We start from the raw sequence: 12,774 nt of genomic DNA, 5'->3' as shown, positions 1-12,774 counted from the left end.
TCACCCGCACCCGATCGTCAGAGGGCATCCCATGGAAGCAGGCAGCGCAGCGGACAGCGACGACAACAGGATCACCCGCAGGCTCCTGCCGGAGGAGCGGGAACAGCAGATCGTCGACAAGGCCATCGAGCACTTCACCCGCAACGGCTTCGGCGGCAGCACCCGCGAGCTGGCCCGCCAGATCGGGGTCACGCAACCCTTGCTCTATCGCTATTTCGACAGCAAGGAGGCGCTGATCGAGCGCGTCTACAACGAGGTGTTCAAGTGGCGCCCGGAATGGGAGCGGCAGATCGCCGACCGCTCCATTCCGCTGGCCGAGCGGCTGTACGTCTTCTATCTCGACTATGCCTCGGTGATCCTGCGCGAGGAATGGATCCGCCTGTTCATCTTCGCCGGCCTGACCCACGAGGGCATCAACAACAAGTACCTGAGCAAGCTGCGCAGCAAGGTCTTCCTGCCGGTGCTGGCCGAAGTGCGCGAGGCCTTCGGCATCGCCCCGCCCCGCCATGCCGCCGACACCGAGGCCGAGATCGAGATGATCTGGGGCCTGCATGCCGGCATCTTCTACCTGGGCGTGCGCAAATGGATCTACGGGCTGAAGGTGCCGGGCGACATGGCAGCGGTGATCCGCCAGAAGGTCGACGTCTTCCTGCACGGCGCGCCGGCGGCGATGCGCAAGCTGCGCGACGGCGGGCGTACCGCGCCATAGCGGCGCGACCGGATCGTCCGCCCCGGCCCGCGCGCAACGGCATGGCGCGCCGGCTCGATGCCGGGCGGTGAAGATCGGCGTTGCGAGCAGTACAACGCAGCTTTCGGCCTGACCCCGCTTATCGCCGTCGCGCGCGGGGCGCATCATGGCTCCATCACCTGGAGAACCAGCCATGACGCTCAACATCACCATCACTTCCGACTTCATCTGCCCCTGGTGCCTGATCGGGGAACGCCGCCTGGACACGCGGGAGGTCCGCGACGCCGAACGGGCGGTGCAGGCCGGCGGTGTCCGCAGCGTGCCGCAGTTCGACATCGACGGCGAGATCGTCAGCGGCGCGCAATCCGTCGCGGTGTTCGAGGCGGCACTGCGCCGGGCCGTGGCGCAGCAGGACGACTGCAGCAACGGCGCCTGCTCGCTGTCCTGAACATCGTCCCCCTGGGAAGAAGGAGCACCACCGTGCGCACACCATCGCCATCCGGACAACACCGCGGCTTTGCCAGGATGTTCCAGCCGGACCGCCTGACCCTCGGCCTGATGCTGCCGCTGGCCCCCTTGGAGAACGGCATCCCCGACATGCGCGGGCAGCTCGACCTCGCCGCGCGCGCCGACCGCCTCGGTTTCGCCACGCTATGGGTCCGCGACGTGCCGCTGTTCGATCCGCAGTTCAATGACGCCGGCCAGATCTACGACCCCTGGGTCTGGCTCGGCCAGCTGGCGACGGTGACGCGCGACATCGCCCTCAGTGCGGCCGGGATCGTGCTGCCGCTGCGCCATCCGCTGCACACGGCGAAGGCCGCCGCCTCGGTCGACGTCGTCAGCGGGGGGCGCTTCGTGCTGGGCGCGGCCTCGGGCGACCGCCCCGCCGAGTATCCCGCCTTCCATCTCTCGCACGAAGCGCGCGGCGCGGCCTACCGGGAATCCGTCGAAGTGATCCGGCGCAGCACCGCGGAAGACTTCCCGCGGCTGTCCGGCAGCTTCGGCACCCTGGACGGCCTCGACCTGCTGCCCAAGGCGAGCGGACGCTACCTGCCCATGCTGGCGGTCGGCAGCGCGCAGCAGACGCTGCAGTGGATCGCGCGCAATCTCGACGGCTGGGTCACCTATTTCCGCCCCATCGAAGCCCAGAAGCCGAGGATCGACATGTGGCGCAGCGCGGTCGAGACCCAGGCCCACGGGGCCTTCCGTCCCTTCGCCACGTCCATGTTCATCGACCTGGCCGACGACCCGGACGCCGCGCCGTCGCCGATCTTCCTCGGCTATCGGCTCGGCCGCCACCGCCTGCTGGAAGAGCTCGACGCCCTGGCCAGGCATGGCGCGAACCACGTGGCTTTCAACCTGCGCCACAGCACGCGGCCGGCCGGGGAGGTCCTGGAGGAACTGGCCGAGTTCGTGCTTCCGCGCTATCCCAGCGCTTGAATGGATGGCAGCGCGGCAGCCGCCGGCGCAAGCCGGCAGTCGGTCTCAGACAAAGCGTGGGATAGGCCCGCGTTGCGGTGTCTGGTTCGGCAGATCGACTTCCTGCCGGTCGATGTAGCACCATCCCCAGCCCTCCGGGGGATCGTAGCCCTCGATGATGGCGTGCCCGGTCGCTTCGAAATGCGCGCGGGCATGCTTGTGCGGCGAGCTGTCGCAGCAGCCGACGTGGCCGCAGGTCCGGCACAGGCGGAGGTGCACCCACGCGCTGCCGATCCTCAGGCATTCTTCGCATCCCCGTGCGCTGGGCACGACATCGAGTATCCCGTCGGTGTGCTGGCATGAGTTCATGCTGACTCCTTGTTCAGGCTGCTGAGGTAAGCGTGGGCCCCATCGCCGACCGCCGCCGCGACGCGCTTGGTCGAGCCGGCGCGGACGTCACCGATGGCGAAGACCCCGGGCATGCCGGTCTCGAGCCTGGGCGGCCGCCAGGACGGGGAACATCTGGTGCCTGCGCCCCCGGCGTCATCTGCGTGCGGCTGGGTCATGGACCTGCTCCCATGGTCAACGGCGCCCGGCGGGCGCATCGTCCAGCGCAGCCGCCGCCGTGGAATCCCCGGGCGGTTGGCATGCTGCGGCTCCGCGCTACGCGAGGCGGGTATCGATCGGCAAGCCGGACTTCAGCGTCAGCGTCACAGGCGTGCGCTCGGCGATCTCCGCCAGGCGCGCCTTCTGGCCGTCGTCCAGCCCCTGTATCGCCAGCGTCCGTTCGATGCGGCGCTCCTCGCTGCCCACGATGCGCAGCGAGACATCGAGCGACGCGAAGGACCAGCCCTTGCGTTCGGCATACATCTTGAGGGTGATCGCCGTGCAGGCGCCGAGGCTGGCCAGCAACAGGTCATAGGGTGCAGGGCCCGCGCCTTTGCCGCCCAGCGCGGGCGGCTCGTCCGCCGTGATGGCGTGTCCGCCCACGACGATGTCCGTGCGATAGGGCGTCGATTCGATATGGGCGCTGCCGTGGGTCATGGTACCGGCTCCTCGGGATGATGTGGCGAAGCATGGAATAGGGCCCGCTCACCGCCAGCCCGCCTCCGGCATCCTCGCAAAACGACGGTGACACCAGTAAACCTTTGGTATGCACCGGCAAACCCGCGTCCTGCCGGCCCTGCGCCCACCTTGCAGGGCACGGCGTCCGGAATGTACGGTAGCGCGCTGCGGCGTGGCGGTGCGGGGCCTTGTGGACCATGGTGCAGGCATAGTCGACACCTGTCTGCCGGCTTGGAAGCGGCAGGGCCTGCCCGCAGGTCCATGCGCCCGACGTCATCGAGGCCGCGAGGTCAGGCCGGATGGGCGCGGACCCCGCGATGCAGCTTGCGGGTCGCCCCGCCCGCCGGCTCAGTGGCCAAGACCGCTCGCCGCGATCTGCTGCTCCACGAACTGGGCGAACAGCGCATGCAGCCGTGTCGTCGGGTGAAGGTCGTCGGCGAACATATAGGTCTGATCGGCATTGGCCGTCACGTAGGTGGGCGGCGAGCACAGCAGGGCCGTGTTATCGGGCGTCTTCGCCGGGTCGCAGGCGACGCTGGTGTTCGACACCAGGAAGCCATCCGCCTTGAAGTTCGCGATGACCTGGTTCTCCCATGTGTAGGAATCGATCTGGATGACCTTGCCCTGCACGCCGTCGGCCTGCAGCGCCGAGTTCAGTCTGTCGTTGAAGATCTGCGACAGCTGTGTCAGGGTTGCCCCGCCGTCGGCCGCCGCAAGCCCTTTGGGCGCCAGTCCGATATTCGGGACATTGACCACGACCACATGCGTGGCGCCATTCTGGACGATCTGCGCGACCACCTGGGCCAGGGTACTTGCCGCGGTCTGCACGGTCTGTGCCGCGGCCGGCAAGGCTCCGGCGCGCAGCACGTCGTTCGCGCCGGCGAAGACCAGCACCAGTTGACTGGAGTCGAAGCGGCCGTGCGTGTTCAGGTAGGACGAGACCTGTTGCGTGACCGGCATTTCGACATTGCCGATCACATCGGTCAGGAAATCGTACAGATTGGCCGCCGTTGCCACCGTGGCGCCGCCCTCCGCATAGCCGAAGCCGCCGTGCGCGCTCAACTGATGTGCCGCGCTGATCGTGAATGCCGCGGTGAGCGTGTCGCCATAGTATTGGGCGACGTCCTGGGTCCAGACCTGGCCCGGATTGGTCGTGAAGCGCCCTCCGCCGACGGCGCTGGCGAGCGGCGCATAGGTGCCGACATCCGACAGGCTGTCGCCGAACGAGACGATCTGCAGGTGAATGCCGCCCGCCGGGGCAGCGGCGCCATTCGAGCCCCCTCCCCCACCGCCGCCACCGCCACCGCCACATGCAGCAAGCAGTGAAAGCACCGTGGCAAGCATGGCGCCCCGTACCTTGTGATGGCTTCCTTGCATCGCTCCTCCACCGTGGAAATCGGCCGCAGGCGGCCACGAACATCAGGCCGGTGCCTCCGGGGGCACCTTCCCTTCGGTGGGCGAGCAGCGAGTCCGGGACCGGACGCGGGTTGCCCGTCGACTTTCATTGTAGGCAGCACGCGGTGGCATTGGCAGGCGGAGATCGTGACCGGCGGAGGCGGCCTCGGCCGCGAGCGTTCCCGCGCACACGCTAGCCACGGCGATCGTCGCGGTGGTCGTCGCGGCGGTCGTCACGGCGGTCGTCACGGCGGTCATGGCGGTAGTCATCTCGGTGGTCATCATGATGAAACGCCCTGCCTTGCGGATGGCGACGGTTCCACTCTTCGCGTGCCCACCACCGGCGACCGTCCCAATAGCGGTCGCCATGCCAGCCGATGACCACATTCGGCTCCTCCACGACAGTGGGCGCCTGCCCATAGACCGCCGGCGGCGCCGGCTCGACATAGGCCAGGGCACTCCGCTCGTCCGCGGACTCATGCGCCAGCGTGACGGCCGAGGCCGCCATGGCGAGGATGCCGAGGGAGAAACAGGTCGCGTAGCATCGGAGCATGATCCACCCCCATTGGGAAAGCCATCGAGTACTTCCACTCTATGGCGGCGAACCTGCCGGCTGCCTGCGGCGCAGGCTGAAAGGCCTGTCGGTCCTTGTCCTACATCGCCGAGTTCACCCGGGATGCCGCACGCTGCGGGAGCAGCAGGATGCAGCCTGCAATGAAGGCAACCAGGACACCCGACGCATAGAAGCGGCTGAAGTGCAGGCCGCCTTGCGCGACAGGCTTGTCGAGCAGGTCGCCGAGGGTCGCGCCAAGCGGACGCGTGAGCACGAATGCGACCCAGAAGAGCGCGGTGCGCGAGATCCTCGGCCAGAGCCGGAGCAAGGCCGTGATGAGAAGCCCGCCAGAGAAGATCGCCGCGCCGACTTCATAGCCGAGCCCGAGGCCGCCCCGGTCCTCGCCGGCCACCCAATCGCCGAGTGCGGTTCCGAGCGTCTGCGAGAACATGATGGTGATCCAGTAGAACCATTCCGCGCGCGCGCTGACGACGCTCCCGACGGAAACCGTGCCCTCGACGCGGTACCAGACCGCCAGGCTCGCGACCAGCAGCGTGGCGACGATGGAGACCCCGCCCGGATAGCCGACGCCGAGCGAGCGGTCGCAGAAGTCGGCCAGCGTCGTGCCAAGCGTCGTCGTGGCGACGATCGTGGCCCAGTACAGCACCGGGTAGAACCGGCTCGCACGGATCTGGGCCGAGACCAGCACGAGGAAGCCGGCAAGGAAGATCAGGGAGCCGACGAGATAACCGAGCTTGAGCGACATCGTCACCCAGTCGCCGCTGGTTTCACCAAGCGTGGTCGCTGCAATCTTGATGATCCAGAAGCCGAACGTGATCGCCGGCACCTTGCTGACAGCGTCTTCGAGGGGACTTCGGGGATTGGAACGCATAGGTAGGGTCCTTTGCTGCCGCCTTGCCGCGCACGGATGCGCGCGGATGGGAATGCAGCCGATGCGGGCAGTTCCTTTCCCTGTTCGATGCCGTGCGTGGCGAGGGTTCAGCCAGCGTTGTGACGGTTTGTAACCGGTGGTCCGATCCGCTCGCACCTGCTGGATCCGCCTGGCGCGCCTGGATCCGCCTGAAAGGGAGCAAGCGCCACGCCGGGTCTTTGCCTGGGGCGTCCCGGGCTCACATCGAGCGGTTGAGCCGGCCATCGTTTCGCAGAATAGGAGATCGTCCGACATCCGTATCGACGGCCCCATCCTAGAACGAAAGCACAGCCACGTGAAACGCGGTGTGTCAATACCAGCGGCGCGATGAGATGAAGAAGCGGCAGTTGTGATGGACTGCAGGAAAGACCCAGGGCCGATGAGCGTTCCAACACCTGATGCCGTGTCGCGGCAACGCGCCGTTCTCATCAAGCGGCAAGCGCTGGCGCGGCATGCGGGATAGATGGGATAGATGGGATAGGTGGGATAGGGATCGTGCGGCCTTTGCCGCGTCGCCTGGAGCGGACGCGGCGGCGACGAATCCTCCATGCCATCCTCAAAGGAGAGACCATGCGCAAGACCCGAACGACCCGAACGACCTCGCACACCCGTGCGTTCCGCAAGACCTGCCTGGCAGCAGCGCTGGCAGCGGCCACGGGTACCGTGCTGGCACTGGATAGCGGCGGCATCGTGCGCACAGCCGCGGACGACTACTCGACAACGGCGCCGGCCACCGCGCCGGCCAACCCTGCGGCGCCTGCCCAGTCCGGCCGCATGCAGGGCGAGCGTGACACGCAACAGCCCGCAACCCCGGCCATGAGTTCAGACAAGGCTAAGGAGAAACTGAGCGACAGCACCATCACCACCAAGGTCAAGGCCAAGCTGCTGACCACCAAGGACCTGAAGTCCACCGGCATCCACGTCAAGACCAGGGACGGCGTGGTCAATGTCAGCGGCAACGTGCCGAGCAAGGAGCAACACGATCGCGCGCTCGAGACGATCCGCAGCGTGAAGGGCGTGAACTCCGTCCACGACACCTTGAAGATCTCCTCACGCTGACGCAGCTGACGCAGCCGACGCAGCCGACGCAGCCGACGCGCCGCCCGGCCCGTCCCCCGCGCCCCGCGCGGGAGGGCCGGAGCGATGCGACCCATCGCCCGCCTCGAAGGAGTCATCGTGCACCTCATCACCAGCGCTGGCCCACTTATCTCGCTGATCGCTGGGATCCTGATCCTGCTGATTCCGCGCCTGCTCAACTACATCGTCGCCATCTACCTGATCGTCATCGGCTGCCTGGGATTGTTCGGCGGGCATGTGCGTTGAGTGCAGGCACGTACCGCGTCCTGGCGACACGGTCAGGGAGCGGTCGCAGGCCGCGTCGGCGTCGATGCCTTGGCGCGCATTGACGCCTTGACCTTCTATTCCGGGAAGCTGTCCACCTGGATCACCTTGTCGAGCGCACGCAGGAAGGCCAGCGCCTGCGGTGCGGCTGACGTCGCGGCGATTTCCTCCAGCGCCTTGGACTGGCGGATGGCGCCGGCCAGCCGCTGGCTCTCCTCTTCGCCGATCTCCTGCGCCAGTGACAGCAGATCATGCAAGTCACGGAGGCCCCCCGCACGGGGCAGACCCATATCCGGGCAAAGCCGGCCGATGACGAGCGGATCGTCAAGTGCCTCGGCAATCGCCAGGGTTTCCGCGTCACGCAAGCGCCGAATCGGCCGGAGTCCCCCCAGCGCGACCATGCCGGCCACCCTCAGCGCCGGATTGGAGACATTGCCATACAGCGCATGCAGGGCTGCACTGGCGAGCCAGATCTGCTGCCGGACAGCGCCATGCACGACCGGCGCGAGTCCCGCATCCGGCTGCCCGGCGTATCGCCACAAGCAGGCACATGCCATATAGAGATGCGACAGCGCATCGCCCAGACGCGTCGACAGCAATTCGAGACGCTTGAGCTTGCCACCCAGGATCCCGACGCAAACGTCCGTGGTGAAGGCAAAGCTGGCGGCGAGCCGGGTAATCGTGCGTGCCTCGCGCTCGAAACCCCGAGGGACCTGGCCCAGCAGCGGCGCCTGGAGAAGAATGCCGCGCAGGCAGTGCAGCACTTGGCCGCAATGCCCGAGCAGGGCTTCGCCGAGGGCACTGGCGTCGCGCTGCTCGACTGCCTGGATTTCCCTCAGCAGATAGGGATGGCAACGCACCGCCCCCTGCCCGAAGATGATCAGCGCGCGGGTGAGGATGTTCGCCCCTTCGACGGTGATGGCGATCGGCGCATGGCGATAGGCGATCGACAGCAGGTTGGACGGGCCGGCGCAGATGGCCTTGCCGGCGAGGATGTCCATGCCGTGGTTGAGCGCTCGGCGCGCCGCTTCGGTCGAATGGTATTTCACGATGGCGCTGGCTACGCTCGGCCGCTCGCCCTGGTCGAGGACGCAGGTGGTCAGCCGTCGCGCGGCATCGGTGGCATAGAGCTCGGCGGCCATCTGCGCCAACGGCGTGGCGATGTTGGGGAAGCGGTGGATGGACAGGCCGAACTGATTGCGCAGTCGCGCGTAGCCGTTGGCCACATACAGCGATGTCTGCTGCAGCGCCACGCTGAGGGCAGGCAACGATATCCCGCGGCCGGTGGCCAGGCACTCCATCAGCATGCGCCACCCCTTGCCGATGTTCTGCTTGCCGCCGATGACCCAGTCGAGCGGAATGAACACGTCTTCGCCCTGCACAGGTCCGTTCATGAAGGCCCCGTTCATCGGCCTGTGGCGTGCGCCGATGCGCAGGCCCGGATGCGGCACCGGGATCAGCGCACAGGTGATGCCCAGCTCCTGCGAGCCCGCGGGCCTGGCCGGATCGATGGCGTTGAAGGCAAGGCCGACGACCGTGGCAACCGGTGCCAGTGTGATGTAGCGCTTGGAGAAGGTCAGCGCGAAGCCCGGGGTCATGGCACCGTTCCATTCACGCTGCGTCAGTACCCCGACATCGGGGATCGCCGCCGCGTCCGAGCCCGCATAGGGAGAGGTCAACGCAAAGCACGGCAGATCCTCGCTGCGCGCCAGGCGTGGCAGGTAATGCGCTTTCTGAGCCTCGGTGCCGTAGCGCAGCAGCAATTCGGCGGGCCCGAGCGAATTCGGCACCATCACGGTCACCGCCGCGGCCAGGTTGACGCTTGCGATGCGCGTGACGACGGCGGCATGGGCGGCATGGCTGAACTCGAGTCCGCCGTAGGCGCGCGGGATGATCATGCCGAAGAAGCGATGCCTGCGCAGGTAGCTCCAGACTTCAGCCGGCAGGTCGTGCGCCTCGTCGATGGCGAAGTCGTCGAGCATGCCGCACAGTTCGGCCACCTGCTCTTCGAGGAAGACCCGCTCCTCCTCATCCAAGCGCTCGGCCGGGATCGCCGCCAGCCTGGCGAAATCGGCTTTGCCCGCAAACAGGCAGCCTTCAAACCCGACCGTACCGGACTCCAGCGCGGCCCGTTCCGTCTCGCCGATCTTCGGCAAGGCCTCGGTGAACGCGGCCATCAGGAGCCGTCCGAGCAAGGATGACAGCATCGGCGTGTGCCAGGTCGGGGGATTCGGTGGCACGCCCTGCGCCGCGCCGGTTCCCGCCAGGCGCGCGGCGGCCGGCCTAGGCCGATTTCCTCGCGCCCGTCAGGGGCAGCACCAGCACCAGCACCAGCACGATGCGCGATGCGCCGGGCGGCGCTCAGGCATGGATCCAGGCCCGCGCCTGCTCCAGTTCGTCGATGTGGAACGTCTTGACTTCTGCCTTGGTGAAGAACCGCGCCAGATGCATCGAAGCGTGGATCCATCCCGCGTCGGCCACCACGGCGGCGCGCGTGATCCTGCGCGCCAGCGGAACGCCGAGCGTCAGGTCGGTCCACAAGGCCTTGGGTTCAATGCCGGTGAAATGCTCGATGCGCTCGAGCACGCGGGTCTTGCCATGCAGTTCGAGATCCCCGCGCATGCGCTCGATCGCGTCGCGCAGGTCCTGGTCGGTGACCTTGCCTTCGACCGATATTTCGACGACCGGGGAATCGGGGTCGGTGTGGTAGAGGATCATGACGGAACCCCCTGGCTGGAAAGACGTGACATGAAAGACGTGACACGCTCAGGCACGGACAGAGCCGGCGTTCGATCACGCTTTGATGGTACGCCTTTTCATCGGGCCCGGATCACAAGGGGGCGCTGGCTCGTCCGAATGGAATCCGCCAGCCGCGGGACGAGATTGCCATGATCGGTTGACGATGAGGCGTGGGAGAGACAAAAGAGGCTGCCTGCGGTCTCGTCTCAGATCAACGGGGTGCCGGTCACTGAAGGTCACTGAAGGTCACTGACGAATCAGAGAATTGCACAGCCCTGCTCCAAACCAGGTAGTGGCAATGGCTGGGGCGGGCCGATGCGCCCCGGGCGGAGGGGGGTGGACCGCCATGGCGCATCCAGGAACGCGCCATTCCGACCACCCCCGACGGGCAGGTAGAACCCGTCAGCCACACCTACTCATTGCGGTCGTACGAGAACTGGATGCCAGCCGTGCCGCCGGTTTCGATGAACAGGTTGATGAAAGCCGGCACGGTCTCGCTGCGCGACCAGTCGCGCTGCAGTTCGCAGAACAGCTGCGCCACGCTGATCATCTTGCCGCCGGCTTGCTCGATGCGGCGCAGCGCCGCCTCGTGCGCGGCCAGCGAGGTGCCGCCGACCGCGTCGACCACGACATAGACTTCGTAGCCCTCCGCCAGCGCATCCAGTGCCGGGAACGTCAGGCAGGCCTCGGTCCACAGCGCCGTCATGATGAGCTTCTTGCGGCCCGTCGCCTTCACCGCTGCGCGGAACTCCACGTCCTCCCATGAATTGATGCTGGTCCGGTCGTAGGTCGGATGGTCCTTCAGCACCTTGGCGAGTTGCGGGATCGGCGGCTTGTTCAGGCCGGTCTTGACGTTCACCGTCGAGTGCACGATCGGCAGTTTGTAGGCAAGCGCTGCCTGCGCGGTACCGACGATGTTATTGACGAGCAATTGCCGATCCATCGAGGCGATCGAGTTCACCTGCACCGGCTGGTAGTCGATGACGACGAAGGCTGCATTCTGCGGCGTGAGCAGATGGTCCTTGAGAGGATCGCGGATGGGTTCGCTGGCCATGGTGGTCTCCTGGAAAAATGGGCAGACGCTCGCTTTGCGGTGCGCGTCGCACCGCTGGTCAATGACCGGTTCCCGGTTGCGGCGAGCCCTTGCAGCATAAGTGAGGACCGCCCGCCAGCGTGATAGCGAGCGGCAGAACTTGCTGTTCGACGCTGCCGAACGATGCGTAGCAGCGCCGCGGCTGGCGGCTCCCCCTATCCAGCCTGCCCTGAATCCGGCCTCGTCGATGGGCCTCGCGATGCTTCGTTCCCGGCCTCGCCTGGCTTCTCGACAGACCGGGTGAGTCAACCGACTCCAGAATCAGGACACCGGCCGCTCAGCCTGCGGCCCCCGGCCTTGCCACGATCAGGTCGATGGCGGATGCAATCAGTGCGTCGATCTGCGCCTCGCCAGGGCGCTGTCCGGTGGCGAGCGTGCGATGCAGGACACCGGCAATGACCATGCTGTGGAAATGCTGCGCCGCCACTTCGGGCGTGGTGTTCAGTTTCGTACCGGCAGCCTGTTGCCGCGCCAGGTAGGCGGCGATGAACTGGCAGGTAGCCAGCGGTCCGCGCGTGTACCAGACCTGCCCGATCTCGGGAAAGCGGCGCGCTTCAGCAATGATCAACCGCAGGAACGCCAGGTGGCTGTCCTGCAGCAATGACTCGAGGAAACCCCGTGCGAGCACGTGCAGCCCTTGGGCCGTACTGTTGCATGACGGTTCCATCTGCTCGACCTTCTCGAGGAAGCGGTCGCACAGCGCCTCGACCACCGCGACGAAGAGGCCGTCCTTGCCGCCGAAATAGCTGTAGACATTGGTCTTCGAGCCACCGCAGGCCTTGACGATTTCATCCACGCTGACGCCATCGTAGCCGTTGGCCAGGAACATCCCGGCGGCAGTTTCCAGGATCGCCGCACGCTTGGCTTCGCCGCGGCGCGTGATGCGCACGGCGGGCTTGTCCGCGGAGGCGGGCGGTTTCTGCGTCGGCGATGGCATAGATTTCACAGGACGGTTCCGGAACGGATGGGATGGACGGCGCAGTCTACCAAAGGCAACCGCCCTCAACAAAGCGTACCATACCGTACGGTTTGTGCTATATTGAGATCGCTGCCGGCACCGCGCTACCCGCCCAACGCCGCGGCCTGCCTCACCTGAATGAAGGAGATGAAATCTTGAAGACCGCCTGTCTGGCCACCGCCGCCTTGCTGATCGTCGCCGCCGGCGCACAAGCCGCCCCCCGCAAGACCGACCCGTTCATCGATGGTGCTCGCAGTGAAGCGCCCGCTCCTATCCAACCACTCGCCGCGCGCGGCACGCCGCAGCCCTTGGCCGATGAACAGTTCCGCGCACTTGCCTTGCGCAAGACCGATCCCTTTACCGACGGCGCGGTACGCAGCACCGCACCCTACGCCGACGGCGCCGCGAAACCCGTCGATGCGTTCACCGACGGCGCCTGACAGCGCCTCGCCGTCACGCACGGCGCATTCCCCTGCGTGACGGTGTGCCCCGATGCCGCACACGATATTCGCCACGGCGCGCCTTACCCGCCCAGCGCCCCGGTGCTAGTGTCCCCGTGCGTCGCTCCCCTTCATCGCGGCCTTGTCCGCAC

15 protein-coding genes are annotated in these 12,774 nt (G+C 66.9%); 6 read left to right on the top strand and 9 right to left on the bottom strand.

Annotation, left to right across the window (positions count from 1 at the left end):
- The first annotated feature begins 31 nt into the window (after window positions 1–31).
- From BKK81_RS24745 to BKK81_RS24735, 3 genes are all read left to right on the top strand, one after another.
- Complete coding sequence (locus BKK81_RS24745) at window positions 32–709, top strand: TetR/AcrR family transcriptional regulator (RefSeq protein ID WP_083384416.1); 678 nt, start codon at window positions 32–34, stop codon at window positions 707–709.
- Between the two features lie 172 nt (window positions 710–881).
- On the top strand, window positions 882–1,136 hold the full coding sequence (locus BKK81_RS24740; protein ID WP_071018531.1) for a hypothetical protein: 255 nt from the start codon (window positions 882–884) through the stop codon (window positions 1,134–1,136).
- A 32-nt stretch (window positions 1,137–1,168) separates the two neighbouring features.
- A complete protein-coding gene (locus tag BKK81_RS24735) occupies window positions 1,169–2,128 on the top strand; it encodes an LLM class oxidoreductase (RefSeq protein WP_071018529.1) in 960 nt (319 codons plus the stop codon).
- A 45-nt stretch (window positions 2,129–2,173) separates the two neighbouring features.
- Here the strand turns inward: BKK81_RS24735 and BKK81_RS24730 are convergent, their stop codons facing one another.
- The 5 genes from BKK81_RS24730 to BKK81_RS24710 all read right to left on the bottom strand — a co-directional run bounded on the left by BKK81_RS24730 (window position 2,174) and on the right by BKK81_RS24710 (window position 6,012).
- Window positions 2,174–2,476 carry a UBP-type zinc finger domain-containing protein gene (locus BKK81_RS24730; RefSeq protein WP_071018527.1) on the bottom strand — a complete coding sequence of 101 codons (303 nt, stop codon included), beginning with the start codon at window positions 2,474–2,476 and terminating at the stop codon, window positions 2,174–2,176.
- 294 nt (window positions 2,477–2,770) lie between these two features.
- The gene (locus BKK81_RS24725; RefSeq protein ID WP_071018525.1) at window positions 2,771–3,151 is read right to left on the bottom strand and encodes an OsmC family protein; all 381 of its coding nucleotides are present in this window, start codon (window positions 3,149–3,151) and stop codon (window positions 2,771–2,773) included.
- A 369-nt stretch (window positions 3,152–3,520) separates the two neighbouring features.
- Complete coding sequence (locus BKK81_RS24720; protein ID WP_071018524.1) at window positions 3,521–4,549, bottom strand: SGNH/GDSL hydrolase family protein; 1,029 nt, start codon at window positions 4,547–4,549, stop codon at window positions 3,521–3,523.
- Between the two features lie 211 nt (window positions 4,550–4,760).
- Window positions 4,761–5,120, bottom strand: a complete 360-nt coding sequence (locus BKK81_RS24715; RefSeq protein WP_071018522.1) for a hypothetical protein — start codon at window positions 5,118–5,120, stop codon at window positions 4,761–4,763.
- A gap of 100 nt (window positions 5,121–5,220) precedes the next feature.
- Window positions 5,221–6,012 carry a COG4705 family protein gene (locus BKK81_RS24710; protein ID WP_071018520.1) on the bottom strand — a complete coding sequence of 264 codons (792 nt, stop codon included), beginning with the start codon at window positions 6,010–6,012 and terminating at the stop codon, window positions 5,221–5,223.
- Between the two features lie 609 nt (window positions 6,013–6,621).
- Between BKK81_RS24710 and BKK81_RS24705 the strand changes: the two genes are divergently transcribed.
- Both BKK81_RS24705 and BKK81_RS24700 read left to right on the top strand, forming a co-directional pair.
- The gene (locus tag BKK81_RS24705) at window positions 6,622–7,110 is read left to right on the top strand and encodes a BON domain-containing protein (protein WP_071018518.1); all 489 of its coding nucleotides are present in this window, start codon (window positions 6,622–6,624) and stop codon (window positions 7,108–7,110) included.
- Between the two features lie 117 nt (window positions 7,111–7,227).
- Window positions 7,228–7,374, top strand: coding sequence for a DUF3096 domain-containing protein (locus tag BKK81_RS24700; RefSeq protein ID WP_083384752.1), 147 nt, complete (start codon window positions 7,228–7,230; stop codon window positions 7,372–7,374).
- Window positions 7,375–7,469: 95 nt separating this feature from the next.
- Here BKK81_RS24700 and BKK81_RS24695 read toward each other — a convergent pair whose 3' ends face one another.
- From BKK81_RS24695 to BKK81_RS24680, 4 genes are all read right to left on the bottom strand, one after another.
- Window positions 7,470–9,569, bottom strand: a complete 2,100-nt coding sequence (locus tag BKK81_RS24695) for an acyl-CoA dehydrogenase (RefSeq protein ID WP_071022228.1) — start codon at window positions 9,567–9,569, stop codon at window positions 7,470–7,472.
- Window positions 9,570–9,753: 184 nt separating this feature from the next.
- Entirely contained in the window at window positions 9,754–10,110 is a 357-nt protein-coding gene (locus BKK81_RS24690) for an STAS/SEC14 domain-containing protein (RefSeq protein WP_071018514.1), read from the bottom strand.
- A 433-nt stretch (window positions 10,111–10,543) separates the two neighbouring features.
- Window positions 10,544–11,185: a hydrolase gene (locus tag BKK81_RS24685; RefSeq protein WP_071018512.1), complete on the bottom strand. Its 642-nt coding sequence runs from the start codon at window positions 11,183–11,185 to the stop codon at window positions 10,544–10,546.
- Window positions 11,186–11,501: 316 nt separating this feature from the next.
- Window positions 11,502–12,161, bottom strand: a complete 660-nt coding sequence (locus BKK81_RS24680) for a TetR/AcrR family transcriptional regulator (protein WP_071018510.1) — start codon at window positions 12,159–12,161, stop codon at window positions 11,502–11,504.
- 176 nt (window positions 12,162–12,337) lie between these two features.
- On the opposite strand from BKK81_RS24680, the gene BKK81_RS24675 reads away from it, so the two are divergent.
- Window positions 12,338–12,622: a hypothetical protein gene (locus BKK81_RS24675; RefSeq protein WP_071018508.1), complete on the top strand. Its 285-nt coding sequence runs from the start codon at window positions 12,338–12,340 to the stop codon at window positions 12,620–12,622.
- The last annotated feature ends 152 nt before the right edge of the window (window positions 12,623–12,774 follow it).

Origin of the sequence: Cupriavidus sp. USMAHM13, from assembly GCF_001854285.1 — a bacterium.
Taxonomy (GTDB): Bacteria; Pseudomonadota; Gammaproteobacteria; order Burkholderiales; family Burkholderiaceae; genus Cupriavidus; species Cupriavidus malaysiensis.
The sequence above is the reverse complement of the archived record's forward strand: the minus strand, read 5'-3'. Positions and strand labels throughout refer to the sequence as shown.